12 protein-coding genes are annotated in these 14,374 nt (G+C 66.2%); 10 read left to right on the top strand and 2 right to left on the bottom strand.

Annotated features, from left to right (window positions below; genetic code table 11):
• Positions 1-2: 2 nt before the first annotated feature.
• Positions 3-806, bottom strand: a complete 804-nt coding sequence (locus tag ACYCVF_RS17755) for a HesA/MoeB/ThiF family protein (protein ID WP_459598400.1) — start codon at positions 804-806, stop codon at positions 3-5.
• Positions 807-896: 90 nt separating this feature from the next.
• Here ACYCVF_RS17755 and ACYCVF_RS17750 point away from each other — a divergent pair, with 90 nt between their 5' ends.
• Both ACYCVF_RS17750 and ACYCVF_RS17745 read left to right on the top strand, forming a co-directional pair.
• Complete coding sequence (locus tag ACYCVF_RS17750; RefSeq protein WP_459598398.1) at positions 897-2,255, top strand: serine protease; 1,359 nt, start codon at positions 897-899, stop codon at positions 2,253-2,255.
• A gap of 294 nt (positions 2,256-2,549) precedes the next feature.
• Positions 2,550-3,293 (top strand): nucleotide-binding protein, encoded by a 744-nt coding sequence (locus ACYCVF_RS17745; protein WP_459598396.1) that lies wholly within the window; start codon positions 2,550-2,552, stop codon positions 3,291-3,293.
• A gap of 222 nt (positions 3,294-3,515) precedes the next feature.
• On the opposite strand, the gene mutM is transcribed toward ACYCVF_RS17745, so the two are convergent.
• Complete coding sequence (gene mutM / locus ACYCVF_RS17740; protein WP_459598394.1) at positions 3,516-4,397, bottom strand: bifunctional DNA-formamidopyrimidine glycosylase/DNA-(apurinic or apyrimidinic site) lyase; 882 nt, start codon at positions 4,395-4,397, stop codon at positions 3,516-3,518.
• An 81-nt stretch (positions 4,398-4,478) separates the two neighbouring features.
• Between mutM and ubiE the strand changes: the two genes are divergently transcribed.
• The 8 genes from ubiE to ACYCVF_RS17700 all read left to right on the top strand — a co-directional run bounded on the left by ubiE (position 4,479) and on the right by ACYCVF_RS17700 (position 14,222).
• The gene (gene ubiE, locus ACYCVF_RS17735; protein WP_459598392.1) at positions 4,479-5,240 is read left to right on the top strand and encodes a bifunctional demethylmenaquinone methyltransferase/2-methoxy-6-polyprenyl-1,4-benzoquinol methylase UbiE; all 762 of its coding nucleotides are present in this window, start codon (positions 4,479-4,481) and stop codon (positions 5,238-5,240) included.
• Positions 5,237-6,811: a 2-polyprenylphenol 6-hydroxylase gene (gene ubiB, locus ACYCVF_RS17730; RefSeq protein WP_459598390.1), complete on the top strand. Its 1,575-nt coding sequence runs from the start codon at positions 5,237-5,239 to the stop codon at positions 6,809-6,811. Before ubiE ends, ubiB begins: the two co-directional genes overlap by 4 nt.
• A 56-nt stretch (positions 6,812-6,867) precedes the next feature.
• On the top strand, positions 6,868-8,307 hold the full coding sequence (gene coaBC / locus ACYCVF_RS17725; protein WP_459598388.1) for a bifunctional phosphopantothenoylcysteine decarboxylase/phosphopantothenate--cysteine ligase CoaBC: 1,440 nt from the start codon (positions 6,868-6,870) through the stop codon (positions 8,305-8,307).
• Entirely contained in the window at positions 8,304-8,762 is a 459-nt protein-coding gene (dut, locus tag ACYCVF_RS17720) for a dUTP diphosphatase (protein ID WP_459598386.1), read from the top strand. Before coaBC ends, dut begins: the two co-directional genes overlap by 4 nt.
• 190 nt (positions 8,763-8,952) lie before the next feature.
• The gene (locus tag ACYCVF_RS17715; RefSeq protein WP_459598384.1) at positions 8,953-11,457 is read left to right on the top strand and encodes a sensor histidine kinase; all 2,505 of its coding nucleotides are present in this window, start codon (positions 8,953-8,955) and stop codon (positions 11,455-11,457) included.
• Positions 11,454-12,974: a tRNA (adenosine(37)-N6)-threonylcarbamoyltransferase complex ATPase subunit type 1 TsaE gene (tsaE, locus tag ACYCVF_RS17710; protein WP_459598382.1), complete on the top strand. Its 1,521-nt coding sequence runs from the start codon at positions 11,454-11,456 to the stop codon at positions 12,972-12,974. Before ACYCVF_RS17715 ends, tsaE begins: the two co-directional genes overlap by 4 nt.
• Positions 12,975-13,063: 89 nt before the next feature.
• Entirely contained in the window at positions 13,064-13,381 is a 318-nt protein-coding gene (locus tag ACYCVF_RS17705; protein ID WP_459599656.1) for a PilZ domain-containing protein, read from the top strand.
• Between the two features lie 118 nt (positions 13,382-13,499).
• Complete coding sequence (locus ACYCVF_RS17700; protein WP_459598380.1) at positions 13,500-14,222, top strand: nucleotidyltransferase family protein; 723 nt, start codon at positions 13,500-13,502, stop codon at positions 14,220-14,222.
• Positions 14,223-14,374 lie beyond the last annotated feature (152 nt).

Here is a 14,374-nt window from a genome sequence, read left to right as displayed (position 1 = left end):
AATCAGGTGCGATGGGCGCTGAGATCGCGGATCACGGGCCCGTCGCCGTTGAGCGGATTGGCGGGATCGCGCCCGTAGCGCAGCGTCTCGAAACGCATCGCGCGCGCATCGATCATCAGGAGGCGGCCGACGAGGCCCTCGCCGAAGCCGACGATCTCGCGGATCGCCTCCAGCGCCATCATCGAGCCCAGCACACCCGCCAGAGCCCCCATGACGCCGGCCTCCGCGCAGGCTGGAACGGTGCCGGGCGGCGGTGCCTCGGGAAACAGGCAGCGATAGGTCGGGTTGAACTCGCCCTGCTCGTTCGTCTCATGCGCGCGGATGGTGGTGAGCGAGCCGTCGAAGGTGCCGAGCGCAGCCGTGATCAGCGGCCGCTTCGCGAAGAAGCAGGCGTCGGAGACGAGATAGCGCGTTGAGAAATTGTCGGAGCCGTCCAGCACGAGATCGTAATCACCGATCAGGCCGAGCGCATTGTCGGCGTTGAGCCAGGCGGCATGACCGACGAAGCGGACATGCGGATTGAGCGCGGCAATCCGCTCGGCCGCGCTCTCGATCTTGTGCCGGCCGATGTCGGGCGTGGTGTGGATGACTTGGCGCTGCAGGTTGGACAGCGACACCACGTCGTCGTCGACCACGCCGAGCGTGCCGATGCCGGCGGCGGCCAGATACATCAGGGCCGGGGCGCCGAGCCCGCCGGCGCCGATCACCAGCACGGAGGACCGCTTCAGCGCCGCCTGGCCGGGTCCGCCGACATCGCGGAGCACGATATGACGGGCATAGCGTTCGAGTTCGTCCGGGCTCAGCACCTTCTCTTACTCCTGAACCACCCCAACATTGTTCGCGACCAACGAGATGTGCTTCAATGGCATGCGTTCAATGGGCTGGCTGGATTTGTCATGAGATCGATGCTTGCGGCAACAGTGATGTTTGCGGCCGCCACGGGCGCTCACGCCCAGATGACGACGTCGCAAGTGGCCGGCGCGAAGCCAAAAACGGTCCAGACCGTACCGATCCAGCCTCCCGCGATGCAGACGCCGTCGGCGACGGCCGATGCCATGGCAAAAGCAGAGCGGCTGTCGCTGCAGTCCGACCTCGCCTGGGTCGGCCAATATAACGGCGCGATCACCGGCGACGTCAGCGAACGCATGGTCAACGCCATCAAGGAGTACCAGAAGGCCAAGGGCGGCAAGCCGACCGGCGTGCTCAATCCGCAAGAGCGCGCCGCGCTCGCCGAGGCGGCGCGAAAGAAACAGGAGAGCGTCGGCTGGAAGATCGTGACGGAGCCGACCAGCGGCGCACGGCTCGGCATCCCCGGCAAGCTGGTGCCGCAGCAGGCAAGCGACGCCAACGGCTCGAAATGGACCTCGCCGACCGGAACCGTCCAGGTGCTGCTCAGCCGCCGCAAGGAGGCGACCCCGACCTCGGCAAAGCTCGCCGATCTGGAAAAGGAGCCGTCCGGGCGTAAGGTCGACTATACCGTGGTGAAGCCCGACTTCTTCGTGCTGTCGGGATTGCAGGGCCTGAAGAAATTCTATGTCCGCGGCACCTTCAAGGGCGACGAGGTCCGCACCATGACGATCCTCTACGACCAGGCGACAGAGAACACGGTCGAGCCGGTGGTGATCGCGATGTCGAGCGCGTTCAATGCGTTTCCATCCGGACCGCAAGCGGGACCGCCGCCACGCAAGACCGTCGAATACGGCACCGGAATCGTCGTCAGCGACGACGGCGCGATCGTCACCGATCGCCTCGTCACCGACGGCTGCCTTGCAATCACGATCGGCGGTTACGGCAGCGCCGACCGCATCGCCGAGGACAAGGAGCGCGATCTCGCGCTGCTGCGCATCTACGGCGCCCGCGGCCTGAAGCCCCTCAGCCTCGCGGCCGGTGCCCGCAAAACGAATGTCGATGTCGTCGGTATCGCCGATCCGCAGAGCCAGGGCGGCGCGGCCGGGGTGTCGAGCCTCAAGGTTGCGCTGGCGCCGCTCACCCGCAGCGATTTCGCTCTGTCGCCGCCGCCGGTGGTCGGATTCTCCGGTAGCCCGGCCATCGATGCCGACGGCAAGTTCGCCGGGATCGCGCTGCTAAAGCCGGCAATGCTTGCTGGACCTACGACATCGATGCCGGCCTCGCAGGCCGTGATGGTCTCGGCGGAAACGGTGCGCGATTTCCTGAAGACGAACGGCGTCTCCGCAAACGGCACGTCGGCGGATGCGAAGGCCGCCGTCGTCCGCGTGATCTGCGTGAGGAAGTAAGCCGCGCGGCAATCCCAATTCGCTCGTGTCCCGGACGCGGTGCGGCACGAAGTGACGCGCTGCGTTGAGTACAGAGCACAGCCGTGAGCGTCATTATACGTACGACTACGGGGCCGGTAATGCTACGGATTCGCTGGCATTCCCTGTTCCGACATCATCATTACCTGATTCGGACCTCCGCGATCCCCTTTGGATCGGGCCGGCACGTCCTGAGCGAGAAGAGCTCAGCATCGAGATCGATGCACGTTCGCGTGGCGTATTCCTGACCGAAGCACCCCAAAGGATTGATCTTCAATGCACACGATCGTACTTGCCACCCAAAAGGGCGGCAGCGGCAAGAGCACGCTCGCCATCGGCCTCGCGCTGGCCGCCAAGCAGGCCGGCTTTACCGTCCGCCTGATCGAGACCGACCCGCAAGGCACCCTGTCCAACTGGCAGCGCCGACGCGCCACGGACGACCTCGTCGTCGAACCGATCTATCACGCCGCCAACATCGAGCCGCGCCTGAAGATGCTCGCCGACGGCGGACTCCAGCTCGCGATCGTCGACACCGCGGCCGGTCTCAGCGCCGCGACCACCGCCGCGATCCGCCATTCCGATCTCTGCCTGATCCCGGCCCGTCCGAGCGTCGCCGACATCGAAGCCACCGTCTCGACGCTGAGCGTCGCGCGCGCCTGGAAGCGTCCGTACAGCTTCGTGCTCAACCAGACGCCGATCCGTGGCCAGCGCATCGACCACGCCGCCAGCACCCTCTCCGAGGAAGCCGCGCTCGACCTCGCTGACGTGCTCGCACGTCCGCTGATCGCAATGCGCAACGACCATCAGGACGCGCTGGCGAATGGTCTTGCCGTGAGCGAATTCGCGCCGAACGGCAAGTCGGCGGCCGAGATCCGCGGCCTCTGGCGCTGGATCGAGACCCGGCTCGAGATCGAGGCCACGACCCATCTGCTGATCGATCAGGTCATGTCGGCTGCCGACAGCATGCTGCATGCGGCCACCGAGCTTTCAGGAGACGAAACCACGATCCTGGCGTCCTGAGCGGGGCCATCGCTCAGACGCCAGGCGGGCTCTCCGCTATCCGGAAGAGTCCGAGCGACGAGGCAATCCGGCCACCAGCCCGGCCGGATTGCCTCGCTTCGCGCTTTTCAAGTCCTCGATCCAATCGTCACTGCGAGCGCAGCGAAGCAAATCCAGAGTCCCTCCTTGGAGACAGTCTGGATTGCCTCGTCGCAAGAGCTCCTCGCAAAGACGATTGTGGCTTCACTTCTGACATCTCGGACACCAGAAGGTCGAGCGACCATTCTGGGTGAAACGCTTGATCGTGCCGCCGCAGCCCGGCGTCATGCATTTCTCGCCTTCGCGGTCGTAGACCTTGAACGAGTGCTGGAAGTAGCCGAGTTCGCCTGACGTCTGACGATGGTCGCGCAAGCTGGAGCCGCCGGCCTTGATCGCATCGTTCAATACGGTGTGAATCGCGCCGACCAATCGCTTGGCATGTTCCGTTGGCTCGCCCTTCTTCGTCGACAGTGTCGCAGCAATGCGCCGCGGCGACAGATGCGCGCGGTGCAGCGCTTCACAGACATAGATGTTGCCGAGGCCCGCGACCACGCGCTGGTCGAGCAGCGCCGCCTTCAGGCTGGTGGTCTTGCCGGCGCAGGAGCGCGCCAGCATCGCAGCGTCGAACTCGTTGCCGAGCGGCTCGGGTCCGAGTCCGCGCAGCAGCGGCTCGTCGTCGAGCGCATTGCGCGCGATCACTTTCATGTAACCGAAGCGGCGCGGGTCGTTGAAGACGATGTCGGCGCCCGAGGACATCCGGAACAGCACGTGGTCATGCGCGGAATCCTTGGCCCGTGGATAGTGAAACTCGCCGGGCGCGGCCTCGCTGTCCGGCTTGATGACACGGAACGAGCCCGACATGCCCAGATGCATCAGCAGCACGTCGCCGGAGGCGAGGTCGGCCATGAGATATTTTGCGCGGCGGCCGAGCCCGGTGACGACCTGCCCCTTCAGCCGCGCCACGAAGTCCGGCTGGAACGGAAAGCGCAAATCCGGCCGGCGGGCTTCCGCGGCAAGGATCTTCGCACCCTCCATGACGGGTTGAAGGCCGCGGCGGACGGTCTCGACTTCGGGCAATTCAGGCATGGTCAGGCATTCACCTTATGAGGGCGGTGTGATAGCGCCATTGCGGCGGGCACGCTATGGTCCGCCCAGTGGAGTAGAGTAATGGATCGGCCGGGCGAAACCACGCATTTTGGCTTCAGGGACGTTCCCCTGGGGGACAAGCAGACGCTGGTGAACGACGTGTTTCACAGCGTGGCGTCGCGCTATGATCTGATGAACGATCTGATGTCCGGCGGCCTGCACCGGGTCTGGAAGGACATCATGATCAACGCGCTCGACCCACCGAGGGGCGACCGGCCGTTCGCGCTGCTCGACGTTGCCGGCGGCACCGGCGACATCTCGTTCCGCGCCGCCAAGGCCGCCGGTGCGGGCTTCCATGCCACCGTCTGCGACATCAATTCCGACATGCTGGCGGTGGGCCGCGAGCGCGCCGCCAAGCGCCATCTCGACACCCAGGTCGATTTCGTCGAAGGCAATGCCGAAGCGCTTGCCTTTGCCGATCGCAGCTTCGACGCCTATACGATCGCCTTCGGCATTCGCAACGTGCCGCGCATCGACCTTGCGCTCCGCGAGGCCTATCGCGTGCTGAAGCCCGGCAGCCGCTTCCTCTGTCTGGAGTTCTCCACCGTGGAGATGCCCGGGCTCGACAAGCTCTACGATCTGTTCTCGTTCAAGGTGATCCCGCCGCTCGGCCGCATGGTCACGGGGGACGCCGAATCCTACCAATATCTCGTCGAATCGATCCGCAAGTTTCCGAAGCCCGCCGCCTTCGCCGACATGATCCGCGAGGCCGGCTTTTCCCGCGTCAGCTGGCAGGCACTCTCCGGCGGCATCGTCGCACTGCATTCGGGCTGGCGTTTGTGATCTCTGCCTTTACCCATACTGCGCGCCTGATCCGCGCCGCGCTCGTGTTCGCGCGCGAGGGCGTGTTCGGCTCGGTCGATCCGAGCCTCGTGCCGCCCCCGGGACAGCTCGCGTTGAAGCTGGCGCGCCTCGTCGAACGCCGCGGCACCAAGGACGGCCCCCGGATCTCGCGCGCGCTGACGCGGATGGGCCCGGCCTATCTCAAGCTCGGTCAATTCCTGGCCACGCGCCCCGACGTGGTCGGCGTCATCATGGCGCGCGACCTCGAAAGCCTGCAGGACCGCCTGCCGCCCTTCCCGCAAGCCGAAGCGGAAGCGGCGATCCAGACGTCACTGGAGCGGCAGCTGAAGGACGTGTTCGCGAGCTTCGGCCCGCCGGTTGCCGCGGCTTCGATCGCGCAGGTGCATCGTGCCGAAGTGTTGCGCGACGGCATCCGCAAGGCGGTCGCGGTGAAGGTGCTGCGGCCCAACGTCGCCGCGCGCTTCCGCCGGGACCTCTCCGATTTCTTCTTCGTCGCACACAAGGCCGAGGCGTATTCGGCCGAGGCCCGGCGCCTGCGCCTCGTCGAGGTCATCAACACCATGTCGCGCTCAGTCGCGATGGAGATGGATCTGCGACTGGAAGCCGCCGCGCTGTCCGAGATGGCGGAAAATACGCGCGACGATCCGGATTTTCGCGTTCCCGCCGTCGACTGGGACCGCACCACGCACAACGTGCTGACGATGGAGTGGATCGACGGCATCGCGCTGAACGACCACAAGCGCCTTGCCGAGTCGCAGGTCGACCTGCCCGATCTCGGCCGCAAGATCATCCAGAGCTTCCTGCGGCACGCGCTGCGCGACGGCTTCTTCCACGCCGACATGCATCCGGGCAATCTGTTCCTGGACGATGCCGGCCGGCTCGTCGCCGTCGATTTCGGCATCATGGGCCGGCTCGGCATGAAGGAGCGGCGCTTCCTCGCCGAGATCCTGCTCGGCTTCATCACCCGCGACTATCGCCGCGTCGCCGAGGTGCATTTCGAGGCGGGCTATGTGCCCGCGCACCATTCGGTCGAAAATTTCGCCCAGGCCATCCGGGCCATCGGCGAGCCGATCCACAACCGCACCGCCGAGGAGATCTCGATGGCGCGGCTGCTGACGCTGCTGCTCGAGGTCACCGGCCTGTTCGACATGACCACGCGGCCCGAGCTGATCCTGCTGCAGAAGACCATGGTGGTGGTCGAGGGCGTGGCGCGCGGCTTCGATCCCAAGCTCGACATCTGGAGGATCGCCGACCCCGTGGTGCGCGAATGGATCGAACGCAATCTCGGGCCGATCGGCCGGGTGCAGGGCGCGCTGGCCGGGACCGGCGACATCGCACGCGTGCTGATGCGCCTGCCCGAAATCGCCGAGCGCTCGGTAAAGGTCCTCGAGCAGCTCGAGACCATGACGCGGGACGGGATAAGGCTGTCGCCGGAAAGCATCGCGGCCATGGGGCGCAGCGAGGGCCGCAAGAACCGCGGGCGCACCGTGGCGCTCTGGATCATCGCCGCGACATTCATCGGCATCCTGATCGCCGTCCGGAATCTGTGATTGCATTGCAATCACATGATTGATATCATCGATATCATTTTGTGCCGGAGGGCGTCATGGCAAGCCTGACCATCCGCAAGCTCGACGATGGCGTCAAAACCTATCTGCGGCTGCGCTCGGCCAAGAACCGCAGATCGGTCGAGGAAGAGGTCCGGGTCATCCTGCGGGAGCTGATCGAGGGCCGCGAGGAACCGCTGACGCCGTTTGCGGTCCCGCCTGCATCATCATCAGCTCCGGCAGCTCAACGCACCGGAGCAGTTCCCGAGGCCAGCATCACCCTGATCATCGGCGGCGGGATTGCGGCCTACAAATCGCTCGACCTGATCCGAAGGCTCAAGGAGCGCCGCATCGAGGTCCGCTGCGTGCTGACCAAGGCGGCGCAGCAATTCGTCACGCCGCTGGCTGCGAGCGCGCTCTCGCATGAGCGCGTCTATACCGATCTGTTCGACCCGCAGAGCGAGTTCGACGCCGGCCATATTCGCCTCGCGCGCGACTGCGACCTGATCGTGGTGGCGCCGGCGACGGCCGACCTGTTGGCGAAGATGGCGAATGGCCATGCCGACGATCTCGCCAGCGCCATCCTGCTCGCCACCAACCGCAAGGTATTGCTCGCGCCGGCGATGAACCCGCTGATGTGGAACAATGCAGCGACGCGGCGCAACGTCGCGCAGCTCCAGCGCGACGGCGCGGTGCTGATCGGACCGAATTCCGGCGAAATGGCCGAAGCCGGCGAAGCCGGAACCGGGCGCATGTCGGAAGCGATCGAGATCGCCAATGCCGCCGAGCGGCTGCTGCGGCCACCGGTGCCGCGCCCGCTGGCCGGCAAGCGCGTGCTGATCACCGCAGGCCCCACCCACGAGCCGATCGACCCGGTGCGCTACATCGCCAACCGCTCCTCGGGCAAGCAGGGCTTTGCCATTGCCGCAGCCGCGCAGGCCGCCGGCGCCGAGGTGATCCTGGTCAGCGGCCCCGTCGACCTCGACGATCCCCCGGGCGTGACGGTGAAGCATGTGGAATCGGCACGGCAGATGCTGGAGCAGGTGCAGGCGGCGCTTCCCGCCGACATCGCGATCTTCGCCGCTGCCGTCGCCGACTGGCGCGTCGCCAATGAAGGCGAGCAGAAGCTGAAGAAGACCGCGGCCGGCATGCCGCCGCTTCAGCTCGTCGAAAACCCCGACATTCTCGCCACGATCTCGAAGCTCACCGAGAAGCGCCCGTCGCTGGTGATCGGCTTTGCCGCCGAGACCGAGCATCTCATCGAGAACGCCAAGGCAAAGCTCGCGCGCAAGGGCTGCGACTGGATCGTCGCCAACGACGTGTCGCCGGCGACCGGCGTAATGGGCGGCGATCGCAACACGGTCCACCTCCTCAGCCGCGAGGACGGCGAGATTACAGTTGATTCCTGGCCGGTGATGAACAAGGAACAGGTCGCCATCGAGCTGGTCGCGCATGTCGCAAAGAGCGTGGCCGACAAATCCCGGGAGCCGGCATCTTGAGCGTCACAATCACGGTCGAATTGCAACGCCTCGCCCATGCCGAAGGTCTGGCGCTGCCGGCCTATCAGACCAGCGAGGCCGCCGGTCTCGACCTGATGGCAGCCGTTCCGGAGCGCGAACCGCTGACGCTCGCCCCGGGCCAATATGCGCTGGTGCCGACGGGTCTTGCGATCGCATTGCCGCCCGGGCACGAGGCGCAGGTGCGGCCGCGCTCGGGGCTCGCCGCCAAGCACGGCGTCACCGTGCTGAACTCGCCGGGCACGATCGACGCGGACTATCGCGGCGAGATCAAGGTGATCCTGATCAACCACGGCGCGGCGCAATTCGTGATCAAGCGCGGCGAGCGCATCGCTCAGATGGTGATCGCGCCCGTGGTGCAGGCCGCGCTGGTTCCGGTGGTGACATTGTCCGCAACCGATCGCGGCGCCGGCGGCTTCGGCTCGACCGGCCGCTAACGCGCGACAGCTCCACGCGAATCACCCGAAGAACAGCGTGAGCTGGAACACCGCGCCCGGCATTTTTGCGGGCTCGCCTTCGCGTTCACGATCTGGACTCTTACCGCGGGAGTCGCGGTGAGGGTATTGTCTTTTGATTCGCGCGCGACGGGGGTCGCCGCGCGCAAATCCGTGCGATCTTGGGGCAACTATGTCAGGCGTGATCGTGTCGATGCGTCGGACGCTGCTGTCGTGCACATCCTTGGTGCGCAACGGCTTGGTGGGGAGCGCTCTCGCAGCGCTGCTGCCGGCTGCGCCGGCCGAGGCCTCCGATGTCATCGACACCCTCTCCGTCATGCTGGATTTCAACCGGCAGGAACTCGCGGTGCTCGCCACCGCGCTGGCCCTGCTCGGCTTTTCGGTGGTGGCCGCAATTCTCCTGATGCGCACGCGCGTGCGCACCGCAAAGAACGAGACGCGGCTGCGCGCCCGGATCGGGGAACTGCAACTCCAGGCCGACCGCTTCGGCGCGCTGCTGTTCGCCGAGCCGCAGATCCTGATCTCCTGGCCGGCCGGCGACAGCCGTGCGCAGATTGCCGGCGACATCTCGATGGTGCTGCCGCGCGATTCCTCGCCGCAGCGCGTGCTCGCATTCGGAACCTGGCTGCCGCCGGAACCCGCGCTCCAGATGGACCACGCCATCGATGCCTTGCGCGACCGCGGCGACGGGTTTCAGCTGACGCTGACCACCGCGCACGGCCATACGCTGGAAGCGATCGGCCGCGCCATCGGCGGCCAGGCCATTGTCCGCATTCGCGAACTCTCCGGACTGCGCCGCGATCTGGCCGAGACCAATCTGCGCTACAAGGCGCTCTCCGACGAGACCGAGATGCTGCGCGGCTTCGCCGCCGCCGCACCCTGGCCGATCTGGGCCAAGGGCGAGAACGGCGCCCTGACCTACGCCAATCCGGCCTATGTGCGCGCCACCGAGGCAAACAGCGCCACCGACGCGCAGGAGCGCAAGCTGGAACTGCTCGACAGTGCCGACCGCACCGCGATGGAGCGGGGGCTGAAGGATGCAGCCAGCTTCACTTCACGGTTGCCGATCGTGATCGGCGGCGAGCGGCGCATCTACGACGTGCGCGCGGTCAATGTCGGCAGCGGTAGCGTCGGCGTCGCCATCGATGCCAGCGAGGCGGTTGCGCTGAGCTCGGCGCTCCTGCGAATGGCGGAGGCGCATCGACGCACGCTCGACCAGCTCTCCTCCGGCGTTGCCGTCTTCGACGGCCAGCGCCGGCTCGCCTTCTACAACGATTCCTATCGGCGGCTGTGGGACCTCGACCGCGCCTTCCTCGACGCCAATCCCGATGATTCCAGCGTGCTCGACCAGCTCCGCGCTGCGCGCAAATTGCCGGAGCAGCCGGATTTCCGTGCCTGGAAAGCAAAACTGCACGAGGCCTATCGCGCGGTGGAGACCGCCAAGGACACCTGGTTCCTGCCCGACGGAAGGGCGCTTTCGGTCGTCACCACGCCGAATCCCGAGGGCGGCGTCACCTATCTGTTCGACGACGTCACCGAAAGCCTCGACCTCGCCCGCCGCTTCGACGGGCTGATCCGCGTTCAGCGCGAGACGCTGGACAGCCTCGCCGAGGGCGTCGCGGTGTTCGGCAGCAACGGCAAGGCGCAGCTGTTCAATCCGGCCTTCGTCCGGATGTGGAAGCTCTCGAGCGACGCCATGCGCGACGAGCCGCATATCCAGACGGTGGAAGGCTGGTGCCATCAGCTGTTCGACGATCCCGCGGTCTGGCGCCAGATCCGCGAGGCCATCACCTCGATCGAAAACCGCGCCGACGTGCCGCTGAAGCTGGAGCGCAAGGACGGCAGCGTGCTCGACGGCATGATCCGGCCGCTGCCCGACGGCGCCACCATGCTGACGTTCCAGGACATCACCGACACCGAGAATGTCGAGCGCGCGCTGCGCGAGCGCAACGAGGCGCTGGAGGCCGCCGACCAGATGAAGGTGGATTTCGTCCACCACGTCTCCTACGAGCTGCGCTCGCCGCTCACCACCATCATCGGCTTTGCGCATTTCCTCAGCGATCCCTCGACCGGGCCGCTGACGCCGAAGCAGGCCGAATATCTCGACTACGTCACCAAATCGACCAACGCGCTGCTCGCGCTCACCAACAACATCCTGGATCTTGCCACCATCGACGCCGGTGCGATGAAGCTGGAACTCGGACAGGTCGACGTCAGCAAGGCCATCGAGCTCGCCGCCGAGGGCATTCAGGACCGGCTCGCCACCGACCGAATCCGCCTCAAGGTCGAGATCGCGCCTGATATCGGCAGCTTCACCGGCGACGAGAAGCGCGTGGTGCAGGTGCTCTATAACCTCCTGGCCAACGCCGTCGGGTTTTCTCCACAGGATTCCACCGTCGGGATCAGCGCGCGGCGCACCGAGCGCAGCGTGGTCTTCACCGTGACAGATTCGGGACCTGGAATACCTGCCGACATGAAGGACAAGGTGTTCAACTGGTTCGAAAGCCGCTCGCAGGGCTCGCGTCACCGCGGTGCCGGGCTCGGCCTGTCGCTGGTGCGCTCCTTCGTCGAGCTGCATGGCGGCAAGGTGCGGGTGGATTCGATCGTCGGCCGGGGCACGGTCGTGATCTGCGATTTCCCGACCGACCAGGCGGCGCATCGCGACGCCGCCGAATGACTGAACCAACCACATTCTCGGTCGCGCTCCACAACGAGACGGCCACTGCGCAACTGATGGCCGATCTCGCGCTGCTGGTCGGTCCCGGTGATGTCATCACCCTCACCGGCGATCTCGGTGCCGGCAAGACCGCGGCGGCCCGCAGCCTGATCCGCTACCTCGCCGGCGACGACGCGCTGGAAGTGCCGAGCCCGACCTTCACGCTGGTGCAGGGCTACGAGCTGCCGCCCTTCCCGGTGATGCATGCCGATCTCTACCGCGTCGAGGACGAGGGCGAGCTCGAGGAGATCGGGCTGGCGCCGCTCCCGGATGCCACGCTCGTCCTGATCGAATGGCCCGAGCGCGCACCGTCGGCAATGCCTGAAGATCGCATCGACATCGCGCTGACGCACCGGCCGGCGCTGGGCTCGAGTGCGCGCGCCGCCGACATCACCGGCTACGGCAGAGCCGCCGCCATCGTTGCGCGGCTGCAGGCGCTGCGCGAATTCCTCGATGTATCCGGCTACATGGATGCGACGCGCAAGCGCATGGCCGGCGACGCCTCCACGCGCTCCTATGCACGCCTCCTGCGCGAGGACGAAATCGTCATCCTCATGAACTTCCCGCAGCGGCCCGACGGCGCGGCCCTCTACAACGGAAAGTCCTACAGCGCCGCGGTACATCTGGCCGAGAACGTCAAACCCTTCGTCGCCATCGCCGAAGGCCTGCGCGCGCAGGGCATCTCCGCGCCCGCGATCCATCATTCCAACCTCGGTCATGGCTTCCTGATCACCGAGGATTTTGGCAGCGACAGCGTGATCGAAGGCGATCCGCCGTGCCCGATCGCCGAGCGATACGAGGCCGCCGCCGATGTGCTGGCCGTGCTGCATGGCAAGACGCTGCCGGAAACACTGCCGCTGGCGGATCAGACCTACGCCATTCCTGTCTTCGACGCCGAAGCGCTGCTGATCGAAATCGGGTTGATGCCGGAATGGTATCTGCCTGATCGAAACTGGCCGCTGAGCGAGGCGGCGCGCGCGGAATTCTTCGCGATGTGGCGCGAGCTGCTCAAGAAGCCGCTGGCGGCACCGAAGACATGGGTCATCCGCGACTATCACTCGCCCAACCTGATCTGGCTCGGGAATCGCACCGGCATCGAGCGCGTCGGCGTGATCGATTTCCAGGATGCCGTGCTCGGACCGCAATCCTACGACGTGGTGTCGCTGCTCCAGGACGCGCGCATCGACGTGCCGGAGACGCTCGAGCTGACGCTGCTGTCGCGCTACATCAAGGCCCGGCGCGCTGCCGACGCCGGCTTCGATGCGGCCGGTTTTGCCGAGCTCTACGCCGTCATGTCGGCGCAGCGGAACACGCGCCTGCTCGGCACCTTCGCCCGCCTCAACCGCCGCGACGGCAAGCCGCATTATCTGCGCCACCAGCCGCGGATCTGGACCTATCTCCAGCGCTCGCTGGCGCATCCCGCGCTCGGCGCCTTGCGCGACTGGTATCTCGCCAACGTGCCGCCCCCTCGAGGCTGATTCAGGGCCCGATTTACCAGCCGTTAGCCAAGACGTCGCTATTCTGGCGATGAAGCTGCCGGATGATGACGGGGCTGGAGCAAGGGCAGATGGCGGCGAAGGCGGATCAGCGCGGCAACAACCGGGTTGTTTTCGAACGCGGGATTCCGGCCCAGATGATGGGCATCGACGGCACCTGGCGGCGCGATTGCACCATGGAGGACGTTTCCGAAACGGGCGCCAAGCTGACCATCGACGGCTCCGTCGAGGGCCTGCACCTGAAGGAGTTCTTTCTCCTGCTGTCGTCCACGGGGCTTGCGTACCGGCGTTGCGAGCTGGCCTGGGTCAACGGCGACCAGATCGGCGTCAATTTCCTCAAGGTCGGCGAGAAGAAGAAAAAGGCGCGCTCCACAGCCATTGGAGCGTGATGGCAACACCCGTCGTACAACCGTCACGGCGGCTGGCTAAGGCGGTCGAGATGCAGTGCGGCCGATCGAGGCCCGTGCTAGGATTGCGGCGAACGCGTAAGGTCCGAGAAAGCGAAGGATGCCCGTCAAACCGACCAAAGCCATGGTGCTCGCCGCAGGGTTCGGCCTGCGCATGCGTCCGTTGACGGACAAGATGCCTAAACCGATGGTGCCCGTGGCCGGCCAGCCGCTGCTCGACCATGTGCTCGACAAGCTCGGTCAGGCCGGCGTGACCGATGCGGTGGTCAACGTGCACTACCTGCCGGACCAGATCGTCAATCACACCGCGTCGCGCCGGCATCCGCACGTGACCATCTCCGACGAGCGCGACCAGGTGCTCGGCACCGGCGGTGGCGTCGTCAAGGCGCTGCCGTTGCTCGGCGACGCCCCGTTCTTCCACGTCAATTCCGACACGCTGTGGATCGACGGCGTGCGCTCCAACCTGACACGGCTTGCGGAAAACTTCGATCCCACGCGCATGGACATCCTGCTTCTGATGGCGCCGACGGCGACCAGCATCGGCTATAGCGGCCGTGGTGATTACGCCATGTTGCCCGACGGCGCCTTGCGCAAGCGCAAGGAGAAGGAGATCGTCCCCTTCGTCTATGCCGGCGCTGCGATCCTGTCGCCGACGATCTTCGCCGATGCGCCCAAGGGCGAGTTTTCCTTGACGAGGATGTTCGACCGCGCCGAGGAGGAGGAGCGCCTGTTCGGCCTGCGGCTCGACGGCGTCTGGATGCATGTCGGCACGCCTGATGCGGTGCGTGCGGCGGAAGAGGCGTTTCTGGAGAGCGTGGCATAGGCCATGCTGTCATGCCCCCGCGAAGGCGGGGCATCCGGTACGCCGCGGCCTCTCTCGCTCCAACCACGCTGCTTGTTGAGTACTGGATCATCCGCCTTCGCGGATGATGACACCTGTCAGCCTGGCGAACAGCGGGGAAGACCTCGCCCCAA

It is taken from the genome of Bradyrhizobium cedriense, from assembly GCF_054602315.1.
Note: the sequence above shows the minus strand (reverse complement) of the source record. Positions and strands in the feature narration are given on the sequence as shown.

Coding starts and splice junctions, on each gene's coding strand:
- ACYCVF_RS17750 (WP_459598398.1), top strand. CDS start 897: ATGAGATCGATGCTTGCGGCAACAGTGATGTTTGCGGCCGCCACGGGC.
- ACYCVF_RS17745 (WP_459598396.1), top strand. CDS start 2,550: ATGCACACGATCGTACTTGCCACCCAAAAGGGCGGCAGCGGCAAGAGC.
- mutM (WP_459598394.1), bottom strand. CDS start 4,397: ATGCCTGAATTGCCCGAAGTCGAGACCGTCCGCCGCGGCCTTCAACCC.
- ubiE (WP_459598392.1), top strand. CDS start 4,479: ATGGATCGGCCGGGCGAAACCACGCATTTTGGCTTCAGGGACGTTCCC.
- coaBC (WP_459598388.1), top strand. CDS start 6,868: ATGGCAAGCCTGACCATCCGCAAGCTCGACGATGGCGTCAAAACCTAT.
- ACYCVF_RS17715 (WP_459598384.1), top strand. CDS start 8,953: ATGTCAGGCGTGATCGTGTCGATGCGTCGGACGCTGCTGTCGTGCACA.
- tsaE (WP_459598382.1), top strand. CDS start 11,454: ATGACTGAACCAACCACATTCTCGGTCGCGCTCCACAACGAGACGGCC.
- ACYCVF_RS17705 (WP_459599656.1), top strand. CDS start 13,064: ATGGCGGCGAAGGCGGATCAGCGCGGCAACAACCGGGTTGTTTTCGAA.
- ACYCVF_RS17700 (WP_459598380.1), top strand. CDS start 13,500: ATGCCCGTCAAACCGACCAAAGCCATGGTGCTCGCCGCAGGGTTCGGC.